The following is a 19,105-nucleotide window of genomic DNA, read 5'->3' as shown; positions in this document are numbered from 1 at the left end:
AATGAATTAAAATGTAGAAAAAATTGACCTATTGAGGGAAAACATTAAAAATTGAAGGATTTATAGTACGTAGTAATTATTATGTAAACTTATTATTTTCGATGGCCTCCATAAGCTGTATCTATATTGCTAGTCATGCCCAAAGGGCGTATAGAGTTGGATTTGGGTGGTTTTTCAGATCGAATCTTTGAAGAACATACCTTGCACATAACCTCATCAATATTGTTCCTTTGGCAGTGCATCAAGGCTGAAATGAGCCTATTAAAATCGTTTTCGATGAATGTGAGAACGAATAGTTTTTTTCTCTGTAGATTTAGTTTTTATATTATAAACACCTTGTTATCTGCATTAATTTGTTCGGATTTTCCTTTTTACACTCTCAAGGCGATGAATATGGAGTTTCAAAAAATATAAGATGAATCGACCGCTTCAAACCAGTGTTATTGGTGGATTAGAACTGTAAAATAGCATGTTCAAAGGTGTTTAACTGTGTGCATTTATCGACGAGAGAACGAATAGGCAGTTTTCCAAATAGCGAGCTATTACTCCCGTTTTAGATCAATTTCATATGGATTTGCGATGGATTTAGTACCGCTTTCAATGTATGCTTTTGGAAACTGGAAAGGAAGTGGGAAAAATGGAACGCGAACTGGCGTTGGAAATTGTCCGAGTAACAGAATTGGCTGCGTTAGCTTCAGCTCCCTGGATGGGGCGGGGCGACAAGAATAGTGCAGATGAGGCGGCTACTTTGGCTATGCGCGCCATGTTCGATTCCGTGTCCATTCGCGGCACGGTGGTAATCGGTGAAGGAGAAATGGATGAAGCACCCATGTTGTATATCGGCGAGGAAGTTGGCAACGCTGAGGGTCCCGAGGTTGATGTGGCTGTAGATCCTTTGGAAGGTACAGAGATTGTAGCCAAGGGCCTGAACAACGCTTTATCGGTTATTGCAGTGGCGGGAAAAGGCAACCTGCTCCACGCACCGGATATGTACATGGAGAAGCTGGCAGTTGGGCCGGCTCTGGTTGGCAAGGTCAGTATTGAAGACCCGGTTGAGGTGACATTGGAGAAAGCCGCAGAAGCATTGAACAAAAATATCTCAGATCTAACTGTCATGATTCTGGACCGTGTCCGGCATGAGAGCACGATCAAAACTTTACGAAAGGTTGGAGTGCGGATCAAGTTCCTTAGTGATGGTGACGTTGCTGGTGCGATGGCACCTGCGTTCCCGGAGGCGGGAATTGATCTGTATGTCGGATCAGGTGGAGCGCCGGAAGGCGTGCTTGCTGCAGCCGCACTGTCTTGCCTGGGTGGAGAAATTCAAGGTCGCCTGATGCCTGCCAATGCAGATGAATTCCAGCGCTGCTTGCAGATGGGGATCGACAATCCCTACAAAGTATTAACGATGCAGGATATGATCGGCACGGAGGATGTTATTTTTGCGGCAACGGGTGTGACCCCGGGTGAGATTTTAGGCGGTGTGCGTTACCTCGCAGATGACCGGGCTGAGACCGATTCCATCGTTATGCGTGCCAAAACTAAAACCATTCGTTTCATCCGTTCTCAGCATTTCCTTCCTAATAAAGAAGTGTTGCACAAAGTGCGGCAGCTTCAATCGACACCTGAACCTTCGGATCGCATTCAGAGTCAGGTCACCATTTTGGAACAGGCGGAGTTCAGTCAATCATCCGTTGGTAACGGTGTGACGACCTAAATTAAAATTGTTCTCGGCTGTGAATATGGGACAAGTTACAGGAGAATAACATAAGAAAAGGATGGGGAATTTGTTTACACAAATCCTCATCTTTTTTTATGTTAAAAGCATTGACAACGGTTACAACACATGAGAAGATGTACGCGCGTACATAAATATCATATTTTATAGATTGCATCGTTTTTGCATGTGTTCAGGAAACATGAAGGAGGTGAGATCCATGGCATCCCGTAAAGAAGTGGCTGATCTTGCCGGTGTTTCGGAAGCTACAGTATCCCGAGTTCTTAATGGCGTTGGTCCTATTAAAGAAGAGACCCGTCGCAAGGTGCTCGAAGCTTCCGAGCAGTTGGGTTACGTGCCCAGTGCACTGGCCCGCAGCTTTGCGAGAAGTAAAAGCGGTAACCTTGGCGTGGTGTTGCCCTACGTTCCGAAGGCGCACTTGTTCTCGGCATATTTCTTCTCGGAAATGCTGAGTGGCATTGGGAGCAAAGCCAGGGACAGCGGCATGGACCTACTGGTCATGTTCAGGACACCGGGTGAAGTGATGAATTATACGGATCTGTTCCGCCGTCAGAAAGTGGATGCCTGCATCATTCTCGGCGCGCGCGATGATCACGGGGAATTGGCAGCCATGCAGCAGCTTCAGCAGGAGGGGCATCCGTTCTGCGTAATGAATCAGCACTTTGCAGGCGAATCATTCATGGAAGTGGATGCTGATCATGTGGAGGGCAGCAGGCTGGCAATACGCCACTTAACCGATCAGGGGTACCGGAATATTGCCTTTCTCAATGGTCCGGATAGTTATTCCAACAGTCAGGAGCGGCTTCAGGGCGTTCAGATCGGACTGAATGAGGCCGGAATGAATATGGATTCCAGCCTGCTGCTGGAGGGGAATTACGGCAGACGAAGCGGGGTGGAGGCTGCTGCCACCATTGCAGCCAGGCTTAGCGAGATTGATGCTGTATTTGCTGCGAATGACCGGATGGCGATCGGTGTTATGCATGGTTTGCGTGAGCGCGGAATCAAGGTTCAGGATTTCCCCGCATTCGTGGGTTACGATGACTCCGATGCTGCGGAGATGGCGGTTCCACCGCTGAGCAGCGTCAGGGTTCCCTTTTATGAAATGGGAGAACTGGCTGCATCCAAGCTGATTCATGGATCATTGGGAGCAAGAGCTTCAACTGCCAGTCCTGAATTCACCCCAGTAACTGCAAGGCAGTTGTTGCCTACGGAGCTGATTATCCGTGCATCTTCAATCCGCAATTAATACATTGCTATATAGAATGAACTAAACATTTACACCAAAACGGAGAGGACAGAAATAGCCTGAAGAAGCGGCGCGTTCGCCTTTATCCCCGGATTTTCCCTTCTGAGAAGGATATCAAAAAAATCTGGGGATAACAGCGATCGACAGGTTGTTCTGTCATCGTAGTGACCAGTGTAAATATTCTTAGTTCAACCTGTATAGCTTTATCTCAAAGGAGGAAATGACCATGTCAAATCGTCTTCGTGTCGGAATGGTTGGATACAAATTTATGGGGAAAGCCCACAGCAATGCTTATCGTAGCCTGCCGATGTTTTTCCCGTCTGCCCCGTTGCAGCCCGAGATGTCGGTAATCTGTGGACGCAACGAGCAGGGAGTTCAGGAGGCTGCCAGCCAGTTTGGCTGGTCTGAAAGTGTAACGGATTGGCGTGAGCTGGTACGACGTGATGATATCGATCTGATCGATATTAATGCTCCAAGCGATGCTCATAAGGAAATCGCGCTGGAAGCTGCTCGTCAGGGTAAACATCTGTTCTGTGAAAAGCCGCTGGCTCTATCACTCGCTGATTCGCGTGAAATGCTCCAGGCTGCAGAAGAAGCAGGAGTTGCGCACATGGTTGGTTTTAATTACCGCTTCTCTCCGGCTGTGCAATTGGCCAAAGAATTGGTGCAAAGCGGACGTCTGGGCAAAATCTATCATTTCCGCGCGTTTTTCCTTCAGGACTGGATTATGGACCCTTCGTTCCCGCTGGTATGGCGTCTGCAAAAGGAAGTGGCAGGTTCCGGCTCCCATGGCGATCTCGGCGCACACCTGATTGATCTGGCACGCTTCCTGGTCGGCGAATTCAAGGAAGTGATCGGGATGAGCGAAACGTTCATTAAGGAGCGGCCGCTTGCTTCGGAAATGACCGGACTTAGCGCCAAAGGCAGCTCGAACGCAGATGCTCCAAAGGGTGAAGTGACGGTCGATGATGCCACTTTGTTCCTCGCGCGGTTTGCAGATGGTGCGCTGGGCAGCTTCGAGGCTACACGCTTTGCAGCAGGTCACCGCAGTACGAACTCCTTTGAAATCAACGGCAGTCTGGGCAGTGTCCGGTTTGATTTTGAACGGATGAATGAACTGGAAGTGTATTTTACAAAGGACGAGGAAGATGTGCAGGGTTTCCGCCGTGTTCTGGCAACCGATCCGGCACACAAATATTCAGAGGCCTGGTGGCCTGCAGGTCATACGATTGGGTTCGAGCATACGTTTACGCATGAAATGCTGGAGCTGGTGACTGCAATCTCCGAAGGACGTCAGCCTGAGCCAAGTTTCCACGATGGCGTTGCCTGTCAAGCGATATTGGAAGCGGTTGAACGTTCCGTTACAGAGCGCCGCTGGGTATCGCTAGAAGAAATGTAAGTGTCCGACCACTGGAACTGTGAAGTGCACGTTATGTTGGCACTCATTTGAAATAAGAACTAGATATAAGGCTGGATGTCTTGGCCTCTGAGAGAGGTCTTGATTTTGTGCAAGTCCGATAGAATGACAATAACTTAACTTCCGGAAAGCGAGTGATCGGTGATGAGCAAAGCACTAATCGTATGGGGCGGCTGGGATGGACATGAACCGGAGCAGGTAGCAGCGATATTTGAACGCATTTTGAAGGAAGAACAATTCGAGGTCGAGGTTTCAGATACACTGAATGCTTATGCGGACGCAGACAAACTGTTGGGTTTGGATCTGATCGTTCCCCTGTGGACGATGGGGCAGATTGAACAGGAACTGGTCAATAACGTATCTGCGGCTGTTCAGAGCGGCGTGGGCCTTGCGGGTCTTCATGGCGGGATGTGTGATGCGTTCCGCAACAACGTCGACTGGCAGTTCATGACGGGTGGACAGTGGGTTGCGCATCCGGGGAACGATGGCGTGGAGTACACGGTAAACATGAAGCGTGGTTCCAGTCCGCTCTTGGATCATATTGAAGATTTCCAGGTGAAAAGTGAACAGTATTATCTGCACGTGGACCCAGCTGTGGAAGTACTGGCAACGACTCGTTTTCCAGTCGTTAACGGTCCTCATGCAGCGAATGGCCCGGTGGATATGCCTGTGGTTTGGACCAAACGCTGGGGCGCTGGCCGTGTATTCTACAACTCGCTCGGACACCATGCAGACATCGTGGAAATGAAGCAAGTTACTGAAATGATGCGCAGTGGTTTCAAATGGACTGCGGCAGGCAAAGCGCTCGCGCAAAGCCGTACAGATGCAGTCGCTGAGGTATACACAGGAATGGCAGATAACCAAAATAACTGATTTAATTCTAAATGGTATCCGTTGAGATAAATATATTTGCCCACATAACAACGATCTGAGAATCATTCTGGAAGCGCTATATCAAGTGGAAAACGAGGGGAGCCCTGGCATGAAAACAATGAAAGTAGGCATTATAGGCTGTGGTAAAATCAGCGGTATTTATATGGAGAACTGTCATCGATTTGAGGTGCTTGATCTTGTTGCGGTTGCAGATCTTGACCGGAACAGAGCAGAGGAGCAGGCAGCAGCTTATAATGTTCCTAACGTGTACACGGTTGATGAAATTTTGGCAGACCCCGAGATCGATCTGATCATTAATTTGACGATTCCTGCCGTTCATGCGGATGTATGCTTGCGAGCGCTCGAAGCAGGCAAACATGTCTACGTGGAAAAACCACTCGCTGTTACACGTGAAGAGGGTCAGGCAGTTCTGGAAACGGCCAAGCGCAAAGGTCTGCTCGTAGGCTGTGCGCCAGAGACGTTCTTCGGTTCGGGCATTCAGACTGCTCTCAAAGTGGTGGAGGATGGTGTCATCGGCAAACCTGTTGCAGCCACTGCATTCATGATGAGCCGTGGGCATGAGCACTGGCATCCCGATCCGGAGTTCTATTATGCAGCCGGTGGCGGGCCGATGTTTGATATGGGGCCTTATTACCTGACTGCGCTCGTACAGTTGCTTGGGCCAATCAAGTCGATTGCTGGCATGACAGGCAAAGCGATGGAACAGCGGACGATTACGAGTGAGAAAAAGAGAGGTCAAACCGTACCTGTCGAAATTCCAACACATGTAGCTGGATTATTGCAATTTGAACAGGGAGCGATTGGTACGCTGATTATGAGTTTTGACGTATTTGGCGGCAGTGTACTGCCACCAATTGAAGTATATGGCACCCATGGAACCCTCCAGGTTCCTGATCCAAACACATTCGGCGGTCCGGTTCGTTACCGTTTGCTGGGTGATGAGGAGTGGACTGAAGTTCCACTTCTGCCTGGATATCAGGAAAATACACGCGGTATCGGTGTCGCTGATATGGCTTATGCAGTGAACAGCGGTCGCAATCACCGCGCGAGTGGAGAATTAGCCTATCATGTGCTCGAAGCCATGTGGGCGTTCCACGACTCTTCGGATGAACAGACTTTCTATAAAATGGACAGCTCGTGTCAGCGCCCGGCTGCACTGCCTGCAAATCTGCCATTGTACACGCTCGATCAATAATCGATCAAGATAAAGCTATAGCCCTGACTCCCGATACGTGGGAAGCAGGGCTATTTTTCATTTTATGTTCAAGCATGATCAGGGTTCGAATCCAGCCTGGCTAATCCAGATTTCATGTTCCGCAAAATGCGCCTTCATTCGTTGAACTACAATTTTGTAAGCTTCAGGGCTGTACCAGTCTTCCTTACCCACTTGCTGGTAAAGCGATTCCATGCCAAGTCTCCGTGTTCGCTTGCCCTCACTGCCATCCCCCATGAAATAATCGTCAATGCATACCCGCTGGACAAGCGGTCTCAGGACGGCTGCAAAGTGTTCGCTGCTGGGCAATACGGGTGCAATAGCAGCCTGTGTGGGGATGCCAGCATCACGCAGTTGTTCCAATGCACGAAATCTGCCTGCAATTGGTGGAGCTGCCGGGCTAAATTGCTTGCGGATATCGTCCAGGTCCGTTTCCACGGTCATGCTTACACGCACACGATCACCCAACTTTTGCAGCAGATCGATATCTCGAGTCACGAGTGGGCTTCGGGTTTGGACCAATATAAAATCGGGCGGATGTTCAACCATAACTTCCAGCAATGATCGCGTGATTTGCTCCTTATACTCAACAGGCTGATACGGATCAGTACTGGATGACATAAAGATCGTGACTTTACCTTTCGTTTTCGCACGTTTCATCTCTTTGACAAGCACACTGGCGGCTTCCTGTTTCACATCAACCCAGCTTCCCCAAGGCTCATTGCGAAATAAAGATACTGGCATTTGCCTTACGTAACAGTAGGAACAGCCAAAAGCGCAGCCTGTGTAGGGATTCAGTGTATGCGTATAGCCATTAAGGAACCCGGTTCCTTTGTTTAGCAACGTCTTGGGTACTTTGTATAATAGGTTGGTCTTCATGATTCATCACGTCTCTGTTCACGGTAATTTGCAGGTGTGCACCCAGTATGTTTTCGAAATACCGTAATAAAATATGCCGGATTGGCTATGCCGACCTGACGGCCAATATCGGTGACCGTAAGCCCGGTGCTTTCGAGCAAATTGCAGGCTTCGGTGACTCGTTTTTCCTGAATATATTCCACAGGCGTTTGGCCGGTAATCCGTTTGAACACACGATGCAGATGATACGGACTGCCGTGACTAACATTTGCAAGAATATCAAGTGTCAGGGACTCGGCAAAATGATGCTCAATATAGTCTGTTACAACGGAAATCCACTCCTGATCGGGGACTCGCTCACCTGTTGGTTTGCATCGTTTGCATGGACGGAAATGTCGTTCCAATGCTTCTTCAGGGTTATTAAATATAGAGACATTCTCATATTTCGGTGCTTTCGACTTGCAGGAAGGCCTGCAAAAGATGCCTGTTGTCTTGACTCCGTAATAGAATTTACCGTCGAAGTTGCTGTCGTTGTGGATAATGGCTTTCCACTGTTTGTCATCTATAGGAACAGGATCTATTTGATAGGGGTTATGACTTTCCATAGAGATCACCTCAACTCTCATTATACCCCTGATTCGTTGAAATCGAGGGATTATCATACATAAAAGCAAGATATCAATATGTTGGAAATCTGCTTCCCTTCAATCTGAATGAAATATAGGCTACAATGTACAGGATGGCAAGCTGTTTTAAGTGTGTAATTTATTTACGAAAGAGGTAGATTGAATGGTTCGTTTCGGAGTGGTAGGTACCAACTGGATTACAGAGAGGCTTCTTGAAGCCGCTGCACAAGTCGAAGGATTCGAATTGACCGCCGTGTATTCAAGAACTGAAGATAAAGCTAATGCATTCGCAGATCAATATGATGCTGCATATCGATTCACCAATCTGGAAGAGATGGCGGCGAGTGATGGGTTCGATGCCGTGTACATTGCTACACCGAATACCTTTCATGCCGAACAGGCAGAGCTGTTTCTGAGAAACGGCAAACATGTCTTGTGCGAGAAGCCCTTGGCAGCCAATGGGGCAGAGGTTCGTCGTATGATTGATACAGCGCGAGAACATGAAGTTCTGCTCATGGAGGCCATGAAATCAACCCTTGTTCCCTCGTTCAAAATGGTACAGTCTCACCTACATAAGATTGGCCCGGTACGTAAATATGTGGCGAGTTACTGCCAGTACTCTTCCAGATACGACAAGTATAAAGAAGGAATCGTCCTGAATGCGTTCAAACCTGATCTCGCTAACGGTGCGTTAATGGATCTTGGTGTGTATTGTCTCTATCCATTGATAACACTGTTTGGTGAGCCTAACCAAGTTCAATCCCAGGCGATGATGCTGGAATCCGGGGTAGACGGACAAGGCAGTGTCATTCTGAATTATGATGAGATGGAAGCGGTAGTGACGTACTCCAAAATCTCCAATTCTCATGTTCCAAGCGAAATTATGGGCGAACGTGGCAGCATCATCATTGACAAAATTGGTTCACCTGAACATGCAGAGATACGCTACAATGATGGTACGATAGAGAAACTTACTGCCGAGCAAATTCACCCATCAATGTATTATGAGGTAGAGGAATTTGTAAATCTGATTCAGCAGGGCAAAAGGGAATCGGACATGAACACCTATGAACGTTCCTATGTTACCATGCAGGTGATGGATCAGATCCGGCAGCAGATTGGTCTTGTTTTTCCTAACGATTAATTCTGGAAAGTGAGCTGAGACGAGATGAGCAGAGATGAGCAGAAAAGCAGAGCAGCCGGCCTGGAGCTGGCACAGATTATTTTTATCGGGCGAACCTTCGAGGAATATATGAAGATGTTCAACCTGACTGTGGATGAGATTAAAGGCAAGTCCATTCTCGATTGTCCGGGCGGGGCTTGTTCTTTCAGTAGCTATGCGCGAGAGTTGGGTGCAGATCCCAGGGCAGCGGATATTGCTTATGAACACGAGAGCGGCCAACTGGAAGTGAAGGGACTTCAGGACATAGAGCATACGATGAAACAAATGGAACAGGTACAAGACAAATATAGATGGGATGATTTCGGTTCCATCCAGGGCTTGAAAGAAGAGCGTAGACGTGCAATCATCGATTGTGTTGCAGATATGAGACGTTTTCCTGAGCGTTATGTAGCTTCTATACTGCCGGAGTTGCCTTTTGCCGATGAACAATTCGATTTGACATTGTCTGCGCATTTTCTGTTTACGTATGCAGATCGCCTGGATGCCGATTTCCATCTACAGACGATTCTTGAGCTGTTGCGTGTGACCAAGCGGGAGCTGCGGATTTTTCCTACGGTAGACTTGTCTGGCAAACGTTATGAGCATATGGATGAACTAAAGGCTATACTGGAAGAATGCGGATATATCACTTGTGAAGAGAAAACTTCATACGAATTCCAGCGAGGAGCACATACGATGCTCCATATTGTGAAATCCGGGTAAAAATACCCGAGTTGCAACAACACAGCCAGCACTTCATTTATGAAGGTTTCAATAAGATACGCATGACCAGAACAGGTTAGGAGGTTTTATCGGATGAAAAAAGTACTTATACTTGGTGGGACACGTTTCTTTGGCAAACGTCTGGTTGATCATTTGCTTTGGGAAGGTAAGTCTCAGATCACCGTCGCAACTCGCGGCAAAACGGATGTAGACTTTGGACCTGAGGTTAACCGGATTAAAATGGATCGTGAAGATCCGAAATCTCTCGCCGAGGTTGCGCAGACCGACATGTGGGATATTGTCTATGACAACATCTGTTACTCGCCAGATGCGGCGAAGTCGGCATGCGAAGCTTTTGCAGGACGTACCCAAAGATACATTTTGACTTCAACTCTTTCGGTATATGGAGATCCCAAGCCTGGATTTACGGAAGCTGATTTTAATCCGTACACATATCCGGTGCAATATGGTAGCCATGAGGATTTCTCTTATGGAGAGGGCAAACGTCTTGCGGAAGCTGTGTTTTTCCAGAAAGCGGATTTCCCGGTGGCGGCGATGCGTATTCCGATTGTACTCGGAATTGATGATTACACGAGAAGACTTCATTTTCATATTGAACATGTGCAAAAAGGAAAACCTATCGGCATGCCAAATCCGGAAGCCGAGATTGGTTTCATCAATTCCACGGAGGCCGCAAGATTTCTCGCTTGGCTTGGACATTCATCCATTACAGGACCCGTGAATGCAGCATCCAAAGGGGCTATAACACTCTCTTCTATGATGAAATTGATTGAAACGGTAACCGGCATGCAATCCCAGGTACTATCCGAAACGATCAAAGAAGATATGTCACCCTTTGGAATTTCGGAATCCTGGACAATGGATACTTCCAAAGCAGAGCAAGCAGGATATACGTTCGAAGCATTGATGGATTGGTTCCCAGGTCTGGTTCGCGAAGTGGCTCTGGCACTTCAATCCGAGGGTTAGAAACCAAATATGTATTAGAAATACATTTAATGCAAAGAAAACAGGACGCAGTCAGAGAGGTCTTCTCCGATGCGTCCTGTTTGTGTTTGCTTCAGTCTAATGTTTTTCTCACGAGTCAGGGGTGATCTTCAATTGCTTTCCTGTTTATTCGGAAGGCACCGATGCGGACGCGCGAATACGCAGCTCAGACGGCATAATGACGCTCTGTGGTTCCCCAGGAGCCTTGCCTTCGATTCGATCGATCAGCATTTGCATGCCGATGGCACCGAAATCATAAGCAGGCTGGGCAGCAACCGTGAGAAATGGATCAAAGGCGGAGGCCAGATCCAGATCATCAAAACAAACGACCGAGATGTCCTCAGGCACACGCAGCCCCCGTTTACGTAAAAGTCGAATGACGCCAATGGCGAGCATGTTGTTTGCTGCAAATATGGCTGTAGGTTTGTGCTGATGTGCAAGCAAACGGTCGATACCCTCTTCATCGCTGAAATCCCGATATCCTGTTCGAAGGATTAAGCCTTCATCAAAAGGAAGCTCGGCTTCCCGGAGTCCCTCCATGTACCCTTCTTCTCGCAGCCGTGCAGTCGAAACCTCGGAAGAACCATTGACCAGGGCAATGCAGCGATGCCCCAGATTCGTCAGATATCGAATCAGTTGAAGCGCACCGTCTCGGCTATCCCCAGCGATAACGTCTGATGTGATTCCCGGGACAGTACGGTCCAATATGACAAACGGAATGTTGCGTTCCTGCAGCTGCTTCAAGTGATTCAGCGAGCGATCTCCTGCGGGTGCAAACAGTACACCATCCACACGGGTAGACAAGATCGTGTCCACATAATTTTTCTCCTTATCATAATCCTCGTCACTATTACTGAACAAAAGGCGATAACCGCGCAGATTGGCAGCATCCTCAGCCCCTCGGGCCAGAGTCGTATAGAAGGGGTTGGTAATATCCGTAATCAGCAGTGACAGCATCTGGGTCCGTTGCAGCACGAGACTTCGTGCATTGGAGTTGGGGATGTAACCAAGTTCTTCAATGACCTGCTGCACACGCTCTCGTGTAGCCGGACTGATGCGACCTGTTTGATTAATGACTTTGGAGACGGTCATGGCGGAGACGTTGGCTTTTTTGGCAATATCATAAATGGTGATCAATGGAATCTAACCTTTCCGCAACATAGTCTTTCCATTCTATAGGATAATGCCAATTGACAGCAACATAAGCTCATGCTATCTTAGGATTACCGATAACCCTAATCATAAAAAAGTTGATTTATTTCAGTCTAACCGCTCTTCATTTTTGCTCACATCGCTTCCTTCATACTCAATAAGAGGACAGCATAACGGAGTCAATAATATAGAGCGGTTTATTTAATCAAGTATTTGTAAACGCATTCATAACAAGAAAGAGAAGTGGCCGTTGTGGCATGCAACGGTAATGTGTTACCTCGGGTATCGGTGAACTGTAGGAAGAGAATCCTTAATTGGCCCCATCCAACTGCACACGGACAAGTCAGAAGTCATTCGTACCTAATCCATGAAACCTTTGAAGGAGGACGTTTTAGTATGACACATCAGGATTACCGTTATAAACAGGCATTTCCGAAGATTGGTATTCGTCCCACGATTGACGGAAGACGCAAGGGTGTTCGCGAATCATTGGAAGAGCAGACGATGCGTATGGCGACGTCCGTTGCCGAACTGCTCGCAGCAGAACTTCGTTATCCCGATGGATCGCCGGTTGAATGCGTCGTGGCCGAGTCTTGTATTGGTGGCGTTAACGAGGCAGCGGCAGCAGCAGAACTATTTAGTCGTTCAAACGTGGGTGTGACGATTACCGTTACACCATGCTGGTGTTATGGGACAGAGACGATGGATATGTCACCTTCCATTCCTACGGCCATTTGGGGCTTTAACGGGACTGAACGTCCGGGTGCAGTATATCTGGCAGCGGTACTCTCTGCCCATGCACAGAAGGGAATTCCGGCTTTTGGCATCTATGGCGAGGATGTTCAGGATGGAGGAGATACGACGATTCCTGATGACGTTCGTGAGAAATTGCTACGGTTCAGCCGTGCGGGGCTTGCCGCTGCAACCCTGAAGGGGCGTGCCTATCTCTCCATCGGATCGGTATCCATGGGCATTGCTGGCTCCATCGTAAACGATACTTTTTTCCAGGAGTATCTGGGCATGCGGAACGAATATGTGGATATGAGTGAACTGACTCGTCGGATAGAAGAGGAGATCTACGATCCCGAGGAGTATAAGCTGGCACTGGCTTGGGTGAAGGAGAACTGCAGTGAAGGACCGGATAACAATCCTGCCCATCTGCAGACAGATCGCAAACGCAAAGAGTATGAATGGGAAACGGTTGTGAAAATGACGCAGATCGTACGGGATCTGATGGCTGGCAATCCGAAGCTTGCGGAGCTCGGATTCACTGAGGAATCCATGGGCCACCACGCGATTGTCTCGGGATTTCAGGGACAACGACAGTGGACTGATCATTCACCCAACGGAGATTTTCTGGAGTCCATCCTGAACTCTTCCTTTGACTGGAATGGCAAACGCTCACCTTATCTGGTGGCAACGGAGAATGACAGCCTGAATGGTGTGTCAATGTTATTCGGTTCCCTGCTTACACATACCGCGCAGATCTTCGCAGATGTACGCACCTATTGGAGCCCGGATTCGGTAAAACGCGTGACCGGACATCAGCTGGAAGGAAACGCAAAGGACGGTATTTTGCATCTGATCAACTCCGGTTCTGCAGCATTGGATGGTACGGGGCAACAGTCAAGAGCGGGTGAACCTGTGCTCAAGCCTTTCTGGGAAATTACAGACGAAGAGGTTCAGGACTGTCTGAAAGCCACATCCTGGCGGCCAGCATCTGTGGAATATTTCCGGGGCGGCGGCTATTCGGCTGATTTTCTGACCAAGGGTGGCATGCCTGTTACGATGACGCGTCTCAATTTGGTTAAAGGTCTTGGTCCGGTACTGCAAGTGGCTCAAGGTTACACCGTCGATCTGCCTGAGGATGTACATGATACGCTGGATCAACGGACAGATCCGACTTGGCCATCCACCTGGTTTGCACCTGTTCTGACGGGCTCAGGGGCTTTTACTTCAGTCTATGAAGTGATGAATCAATGGGGCGCGAACCATGGCTCCATCTCATATGGACATATCGGAGCGGATCTGCTGACATTGGCCTCCATGCTTCGTATCCCGGTAAGTATGCATAATGTGCCACAATCCGAGATTTTCCGTCCTCGTGCCTGGGGGCTATTCGGTACAAGTGAACCGGAAAGTGCCGATTACCGAGCATGCAGCGTCTTTGGGCCTTTGTATCGATAATATCGAAACGGCTTGACGCTGAAGCGAAGGAGGCATGAGAAATGGGGATTCAGACAACACATGTGCTTGCTGCCGATTATGGCGCCGGAAGCGGTCGGGTAGTCCGGGGGACTTTTGACGGGAGCAAGCTCACATTACAGGAAATGCATCGATTCAGCAACGAACCCGTGCAGTTGGGGGATGGATTGTATTGGGATTTCCTGCGACTTTTCCACGAATTAAAACAAGGTATTGTGAAGGGAATGCAAGGAACCTCTCATCCTGTCCGTTCCATTGCTGTGGATACGTGGGGAGTCGACTATGGATTGGTGGACGGGACGGGAAGATTGTGCTTTAACCCGCGTCATTACCGGGAATCACGCAATGCAAAGTGGATGGAAGAAGTCATGCGCATGGTGAATGAAGAAGAGCTATATTCCTTGTCCGGCGTCCTGCCACAACAGATCAATACCGTATTTCAGCTGCTTGGAAGTGTACGCGAGCACGCTGAAGATCTCCGGCAGGGTGTGCGCATGTTGTTAATGCCCGATTTGTTTAACTATTATCTAACAGGTCAGCAGGCCTGTGAATACACAATTGCGAGTACAAGCGGACTATTGCATGCCGGGGAGGCCCGTTGGAATGAACAGCTGATTGGCCGTCTGGGTATCCCAGAGACTCTATTCCCACCTCTCGTACAGCCAGGCACGGTGCTGGGGCAGTTAACGGATGACTTGTGTGCAGAGTTGCGGACTGGACCAATGCAAGTGATATCTGTAGGCTCACATGATACAGCATCTGCGCTGGCAGCTATTCCAGCGACAGATGCGGAATTTGCTTTTATTAGTTGTGGCACCTGGTCACTCATGGGCGTGGAACGTGACACCCCTGTATTGGATAATCGCAGCCGCCAACTGGGATTCACCAATGAAGGCACGGTAAATGGCAAAGTGCGAACCTTGAAGAATCGCTCAGGCCTGTGGCTATTGCAGGAGTGCAAACGACAGTGGGAACGGGAGAATCAATGTTTTACCCATGAGGAACTCGTTCAGCTTGCTGCATCGGCAACCGCTCATCAAAGTTATGTATCGCCTGGAGATGGAGTGTATTTGGCACCGGGTAACATGCCCGAGCGAATCCGGCAACAGTGCAGTGCCAGTGGGCAAACCATACCTGAATCTACCGGAGCCATTGTGCGTTGTATTCTCGAGAGCTTGGCGCTGGAATTCAGACAAACTCTGGATGAGTTGGAGCTAATTACAAGTACGCGACCGCGGGTAATTCATATGGTCGGTGGTGGTGTGCATAATCGCTTATTGTGTCAATTTACGGCGAATGCAGCAGGGATTCCGGTGATAGCGGGTCCTGCCGAGGCAACTTCAGCCGGAAATTGCATGCTGCAATTCCTGGCCCACGGTGAAGTGAGCAGCTTGTCCGAGGTGCGAGAAGTTATGGCTTCTTCCTTTTCTCCCGAAACCTATGAGCCAGAAGATAGCGCAAGGTGGCAGGAAGCTTACGAAATCTATCAGAACTTGAATCAAACCTTGGCGAACAGATTCAATTAGAAGAGCATTTTGCGCTAGAACGATAAAATCGATTCTGCAAACTGCTGAAATAGAAAAAGTCAAAGGAGTGGAGCAGAACATGTCTGAACAACAGGTAAGGGAAGAATTGACCAAATATGCCCGCAGAGCAGTTGCTCAGGGATTGGTGGTTGGTCCTGGGGGTAATCTTAGCGCCCGTTCCGAAGGAACGATGCTGCTTTCTCCGAGTGGTTATGCACTAGAGGATTTGGAGCCCGATGAATGGATTGCAATTGATATTGCGACTGGTGAGACACGTACCGGATCGACACGTCCTTCTTCCGAAGTATTAATGCACCTCTACAGTTATCGTGTAAATCCTGATATTCAGGCCATTGTGCATACACATCCGGCATACACCATCGCGCTAAGTCTCGTTTTCGATGAATTGCCACATTTGTTCCCTGATCAGTCCGCACTTGTAGGCGATATTGGCTTTGTCCCCTATGTTCTGCCAACGACCAAACTTCTTGCCGATGCGGTGGCTGCAAAGGTTGAAGAGCACACAGCGCTTATTCTGGTAAACCACGGGTTAGTGACCACAGGTAAAAACCTGCGCGAAGCCTACTACCGTACCCAGGTAGTGGAGGAAAGCGCCAAGGTGTATATGATCGCCAAGGCCACAGGGGAGCCCAAAGTGCTTACTGCGGAAGAATACAAAGAGATTCAGTCTCTTGAAAGTGAAGCCTACCGCGTGCAGCTATTGCAACAACTAAAGTCCTAAATCATTATAGTGAAGTGAGCGAGATAAAAATGCTTCTTCATCAATGTAAACCACTACTTTCAGCAAAACTTGGAGATTCAGTTTAAGCACAAAGGACCAAAATTTTTTTCGACAAGTATTGCATATCCCGAAATACCGAGTATAATACTGGGTAAATAGATGTAAAGGGGATGCAATAAACGATGAAAACACATGCTGAATTGAACTCACTTCTTGTTGACGATTATCTGGATCTCCTGAACATAGCGAAACAGCTGGGTGATGAGGAGTGGAAAGAGGCCATTCTGCAAGCATTGAAAGAAGAAGTGGATGCTAATCATCATCTGGATTCAACCGAGGTTAGACAGGATCTTTGGAGTCAATTTGAAGGTATTAACGAACAGATGCATGATCTGTTAATGCAACTCAAAAATGCCGAGGGTCCCGAAGAGAAAGAACAGATTATTGAAGCCATTTGGGGACTGAAAGTGGACCGACATGCCATTACTCGCAAACTTGAAACCATGAGCCGTGCTAGAGCTGGACATCAATAAAGCTCTAACGTTTATTATAAAAAAATAAAAACCCGCGTGCCGCCCTATGGAATTAATATTCCATGGGTTGGCGCGCGGGTTTTGTGTTTGTTGCTACTTGTTCTATTTAAGCATTAAAACTGTTTGGCGAGCGTACGTGCCTCATCTATGGCTTGCTGTTTGATTTCTTCAGCGCGTTCCTTGTACTGGTTATGTCCTTCCACAAAAATCCCCTCAAGCTTCGGAACACCCAAGAAAGACATAATGATACTCAAATACCGATGGCCGGATTCCATTTGGGCCGCAGGTCCTTCAGAATAAATGCCGCCACGGGCCTGAATATGCAGTGCCTTTTTGTTGGAAAGCAATCCGACCGGGCCCTGCTCCGTATAGCGGAACGTTTTGCCAGCCACGCAGATGGAGTCAATATACGCCTTCATAATTGGAGGAAAGGAGAAGTTCCACATCGGTGTCACAAAAACATATTTGTCAGCAGAAGCGAATTGGTCGGATAATTCATTCAAACGTTGGACTTTGGCCTGTTCTCCAGAAGTCAATTCGCTACCCGATTGAAGTTTACCCCATCCACTGAACACATCAGCATCAATATGAGGAATATCTGAGCGATACAGATCCAGATGAATGACCTCATCCGAAGGGTTTCTTTCACGATATGCATCAACAAACGCTTTAACTGCTGCCATGCTGAAGAACGTTTCATGATCATGAGGATGGGCAGTAATATACAATAATGTAGACATGGGGTTCTTCCTCTCTATGATGTTTTTGCCCCAAGGGGCTCACATTATCAAGCGACCGATGTAGTATGCATCGTTAGTAACGTTTTATACCTGGATAGTGACCTGGTACTCAATCATGTATAATATAATGGTGTAGGTGAAATCGAACGATAACAGGAATGAGTGAGATGAGCGCATATGGGAATGGATCTGGAGAAGCAACGATTAAGCATTGAAGCAGCGAAATTGTATTATCAGTCGGATTACAGCCAGCAGGATATTGCGGTCAGGCTGGGTGTGTCACGTCCAACCGTATCGCGGTTACTTCAGTATGCGAAAGATCGCGGTTACGTTCGCATTGAAATTATGGACCCGCTGGAGGATATCGACATTATCGCCGGGGAGCTCAAGTCCAAGTATAATCTGGATACTGCGCTTGTTTGTTTTGCCCCGTTGAAGAGTGATGAAGAAATTTTGAAACATATTAGCAAGAGAGCAGCAGATTACTTACAGGATACGGTGCAGGATGCGGATATTATTGGCGTAACCTGGGGGACAACGATGAACGCCGTAGCCCGTCAGCTTCGTCCCAAGCAAGTTAAAGGCGTGGAAGTGGTTCAACTTAAGGGAGGCGTAAGCCATTCCCATGTGAATACGTATGCGGCAGAAATTGTTCATTTATTTGCGGAAGCGTTCCATACAGTTCCCCGATATTTGCCTTTGCCGGTGATTTTCGACAATATTGAAGTTAAAAAAATGGTGGAAGCAGACCGACATATTGGCAGAATTGTTGAGCTTGGCCGACAGGCGAATATTGCCATGTTTACGGTAGGTACTGTGAAGGAAGATGCACTTTTGTTCAGGCTGGGGTATTTTAATGATGAAGAACAGCAATTGCTGATGCATTCCGGTGCAGGTGACATTTGTTCACGTTTTTTTGATGCCGAGGGCCGGTTGATCAGTGAAGAAATTAACAACAGAACCGTCGGAATTGATCTGGCCGAGCTGCGAAATAAGGAGAAATCCATTCTCGTGGCCGGGGGAAAGCGCAAAATAGAAGCCATTCATGCTGCGCTCAAAGGTCATTACGCCAACATTTTGGTAACAGATCAATACACAGCTCAGGCTCTGCTCCGATTATAATTCATTGGATGACAACATCTGCCACGCGACATGGGCGGATGTTTTGCTTTCTTAGACAAAAGCTATATTGTACGATTTCTTCCCGGTAGGGAAGTCTTTTGTTTAATGAAGTTTTCATGGAATGTATTAAGATTTCAACAATGAACAAAAGTTCATATTGATTTTTACATATGTTCATGATAGGGTAAGGATATAGAAAATAACTA

At 47.9% G+C, this 19,105-nt stretch carries 17 protein-coding genes; 13 read left to right on the top strand and 4 right to left on the bottom strand.

Translation table 11 applies throughout. From position 1 onward, the window contains the following. Positions 1-637 precede the first annotated feature (637 nt). From glpX to P5G61_RS13555, 5 genes are all read left to right on the top strand, one after another. Positions 638-1,714 carry a class II fructose-bisphosphatase gene (glpX, locus tag P5G61_RS13575; protein ID WP_024631999.1) on the top strand — a complete coding sequence of 359 codons (1,077 nt, stop codon included), beginning with the start codon at positions 638-640 and terminating at the stop codon, positions 1,712-1,714. 220 nt (positions 1,715-1,934) lie between these two features. Further along, positions 1,935-2,981 carry a LacI family DNA-binding transcriptional regulator gene (locus P5G61_RS13570; RefSeq protein ID WP_301247032.1) on the top strand — a complete coding sequence of 349 codons (1,047 nt, stop codon included), beginning with the start codon at positions 1,935-1,937 and terminating at the stop codon, positions 2,979-2,981. Between the two features lie 226 nt (positions 2,982-3,207). Further along, positions 3,208-4,380, top strand: coding sequence for a Gfo/Idh/MocA family protein (locus P5G61_RS13565; RefSeq protein WP_301247031.1), 1,173 nt, complete (start codon positions 3,208-3,210; stop codon positions 4,378-4,380). A gap of 162 nt (positions 4,381-4,542) precedes the next feature. Next, positions 4,543-5,271, top strand: coding sequence for a ThuA domain-containing protein (locus tag P5G61_RS13560; protein WP_024631996.1), 729 nt, complete (start codon positions 4,543-4,545; stop codon positions 5,269-5,271). A gap of 109 nt (positions 5,272-5,380) precedes the next feature. After that, positions 5,381-6,487: a Gfo/Idh/MocA family protein gene (locus tag P5G61_RS13555; protein ID WP_301247030.1), complete on the top strand. Its 1,107-nt coding sequence runs from the start codon at positions 5,381-5,383 to the stop codon at positions 6,485-6,487. A 78-nt stretch (positions 6,488-6,565) separates the two neighbouring features. Here P5G61_RS13555 and P5G61_RS13550 read toward each other — a convergent pair whose 3' ends face one another. Continuing rightward, entirely contained in the window at positions 6,566-7,384 is an 819-nt protein-coding gene (locus P5G61_RS13550; RefSeq protein ID WP_301247029.1) for an SPL family radical SAM protein, read from the bottom strand. Then, a complete protein-coding gene (locus P5G61_RS13545) occupies positions 7,381-7,968 on the bottom strand; it encodes a bifunctional transcriptional activator/DNA repair enzyme AdaA (RefSeq protein WP_301247028.1) in 588 nt (195 codons plus the stop codon). Before P5G61_RS13545 ends, P5G61_RS13550 begins: the two co-directional genes overlap by 4 nt. Positions 7,969-8,152: 184 nt before the next feature. On the opposite strand from P5G61_RS13545, the gene P5G61_RS13540 reads away from it, so the two are divergent. From P5G61_RS13540 to P5G61_RS13530, 3 genes are all read left to right on the top strand, one after another. Continuing rightward, complete coding sequence (locus tag P5G61_RS13540) at positions 8,153-9,133, top strand: Gfo/Idh/MocA family protein (protein WP_301247027.1); 981 nt, start codon at positions 8,153-8,155, stop codon at positions 9,131-9,133. A gap of 24 nt (positions 9,134-9,157) precedes the next feature. Next, positions 9,158-9,874 (top strand): class I SAM-dependent methyltransferase, encoded by a 717-nt coding sequence (locus P5G61_RS13535; protein ID WP_301247026.1) that lies wholly within the window; start codon positions 9,158-9,160, stop codon positions 9,872-9,874. A gap of 93 nt (positions 9,875-9,967) precedes the next feature. Next, a complete protein-coding gene (locus tag P5G61_RS13530) occupies positions 9,968-10,861 on the top strand; it encodes an NAD-dependent epimerase/dehydratase family protein (protein ID WP_301247025.1) in 894 nt (297 codons plus the stop codon). Positions 10,862-11,005: 144 nt separating this feature from the next. On the opposite strand, the gene P5G61_RS13525 is transcribed toward P5G61_RS13530, so the two are convergent. Beyond that, positions 11,006-12,016 carry a LacI family DNA-binding transcriptional regulator gene (locus P5G61_RS13525; RefSeq protein WP_301247024.1) on the bottom strand — a complete coding sequence of 337 codons (1,011 nt, stop codon included), beginning with the start codon at positions 12,014-12,016 and terminating at the stop codon, positions 11,006-11,008. 411 nt (positions 12,017-12,427) lie between these two features. On the opposite strand from P5G61_RS13525, the gene P5G61_RS13520 reads away from it, so the two are divergent. The 4 genes from P5G61_RS13520 (at position 12,428) to P5G61_RS13505 (ending at position 17,037) form a co-directional block, all read left to right on the top strand. Next, complete coding sequence (locus P5G61_RS13520) at positions 12,428-14,218, top strand: L-fucose isomerase (RefSeq protein ID WP_301247023.1); 1,791 nt, start codon at positions 12,428-12,430, stop codon at positions 14,216-14,218. Between the two features lie 41 nt (positions 14,219-14,259). Then, positions 14,260-15,762 carry a rhamnulokinase gene (locus P5G61_RS13515; RefSeq protein WP_301247022.1) on the top strand — a complete coding sequence of 501 codons (1,503 nt, stop codon included), beginning with the start codon at positions 14,260-14,262 and terminating at the stop codon, positions 15,760-15,762. Between the two features lie 79 nt (positions 15,763-15,841). Beyond that, entirely contained in the window at positions 15,842-16,504 is a 663-nt protein-coding gene (locus P5G61_RS13510; protein ID WP_024631986.1) for a class II aldolase/adducin family protein, read from the top strand. A 182-nt stretch (positions 16,505-16,686) separates the two neighbouring features. Next, positions 16,687-17,037 carry a hypothetical protein gene (locus P5G61_RS13505; RefSeq protein WP_301247021.1) on the top strand — a complete coding sequence of 117 codons (351 nt, stop codon included), beginning with the start codon at positions 16,687-16,689 and terminating at the stop codon, positions 17,035-17,037. 113 nt (positions 17,038-17,150) lie between these two features. On the opposite strand, the gene P5G61_RS13500 is transcribed toward P5G61_RS13505, so the two are convergent. Then, positions 17,151-17,777: an FMN-dependent NADH-azoreductase gene (locus P5G61_RS13500; protein ID WP_301247020.1), complete on the bottom strand. Its 627-nt coding sequence runs from the start codon at positions 17,775-17,777 to the stop codon at positions 17,151-17,153. A gap of 183 nt (positions 17,778-17,960) precedes the next feature. On the opposite strand from P5G61_RS13500, the gene deoR reads away from it, so the two are divergent. Beyond that, positions 17,961-18,899 carry a DNA-binding transcriptional repressor DeoR gene (gene deoR, locus P5G61_RS13495; protein ID WP_024631983.1) on the top strand — a complete coding sequence of 313 codons (939 nt, stop codon included), beginning with the start codon at positions 17,961-17,963 and terminating at the stop codon, positions 18,897-18,899. The last annotated feature ends 206 nt before the right edge of the window (positions 18,900-19,105 follow it).

Origin of the sequence: Paenibacillus vandeheii (assembly GCF_030433635.1) — a bacterium.
Lineage (GTDB): Bacteria > Bacillota > Bacilli > Paenibacillales > Paenibacillaceae > Paenibacillus > Paenibacillus vandeheii.
This window is presented reverse-complemented; position numbering and strand designations above follow the sequence as displayed.

Excerpts from the sequence above, each read along its gene's own strand:
- P5G61_RS13520 (WP_301247023.1), top strand. The coding sequence starts at position 12,428 with ATGACACATCAGGATTACCGTTATAAACAGGCATTTCCGAAGATTGGT.
- P5G61_RS13535 (WP_301247026.1), top strand. The coding sequence starts at position 9,158 with ATGAGCAGAGATGAGCAGAAAAGCAGAGCAGCCGGCCTGGAGCTGGCA.
- P5G61_RS13510 (WP_024631986.1), top strand. The coding sequence starts at position 15,842 with ATGTCTGAACAACAGGTAAGGGAAGAATTGACCAAATATGCCCGCAGA.
- P5G61_RS13565 (WP_301247031.1), top strand. The coding sequence starts at position 3,208 with ATGTCAAATCGTCTTCGTGTCGGAATGGTTGGATACAAATTTATGGGG.
- P5G61_RS13500 (WP_301247020.1), bottom strand. The coding sequence starts at position 17,777 with ATGTCTACATTATTGTATATTACTGCCCATCCTCATGATCATGAAACG.
- deoR (WP_024631983.1), top strand. The coding sequence starts at position 17,961 with ATGGATCTGGAGAAGCAACGATTAAGCATTGAAGCAGCGAAATTGTAT.
- P5G61_RS13555 (WP_301247030.1), top strand. The coding sequence starts at position 5,381 with ATGAAAACAATGAAAGTAGGCATTATAGGCTGTGGTAAAATCAGCGGT.
- P5G61_RS13530 (WP_301247025.1), top strand. The coding sequence starts at position 9,968 with ATGAAAAAAGTACTTATACTTGGTGGGACACGTTTCTTTGGCAAACGT.
- P5G61_RS13560 (WP_024631996.1), top strand. The coding sequence starts at position 4,543 with ATGAGCAAAGCACTAATCGTATGGGGCGGCTGGGATGGACATGAACCG.
- P5G61_RS13570 (WP_301247032.1), top strand. The coding sequence starts at position 1,935 with ATGGCATCCCGTAAAGAAGTGGCTGATCTTGCCGGTGTTTCGGAAGCT.
- P5G61_RS13550 (WP_301247029.1), bottom strand. The coding sequence starts at position 7,384 with ATGAAGACCAACCTATTATACAAAGTACCCAAGACGTTGCTAAACAAA.
- P5G61_RS13545 (WP_301247028.1), bottom strand. The coding sequence starts at position 7,968 with ATGGAAAGTCATAACCCCTATCAAATAGATCCTGTTCCTATAGATGAC.
- P5G61_RS13540 (WP_301247027.1), top strand. The coding sequence starts at position 8,153 with ATGGTTCGTTTCGGAGTGGTAGGTACCAACTGGATTACAGAGAGGCTT.
- glpX (WP_024631999.1), top strand. The coding sequence starts at position 638 with ATGGAACGCGAACTGGCGTTGGAAATTGTCCGAGTAACAGAATTGGCT.
- P5G61_RS13515 (WP_301247022.1), top strand. The coding sequence starts at position 14,260 with ATGGGGATTCAGACAACACATGTGCTTGCTGCCGATTATGGCGCCGGA.
- P5G61_RS13505 (WP_301247021.1), top strand. The coding sequence starts at position 16,687 with ATGAAAACACATGCTGAATTGAACTCACTTCTTGTTGACGATTATCTG.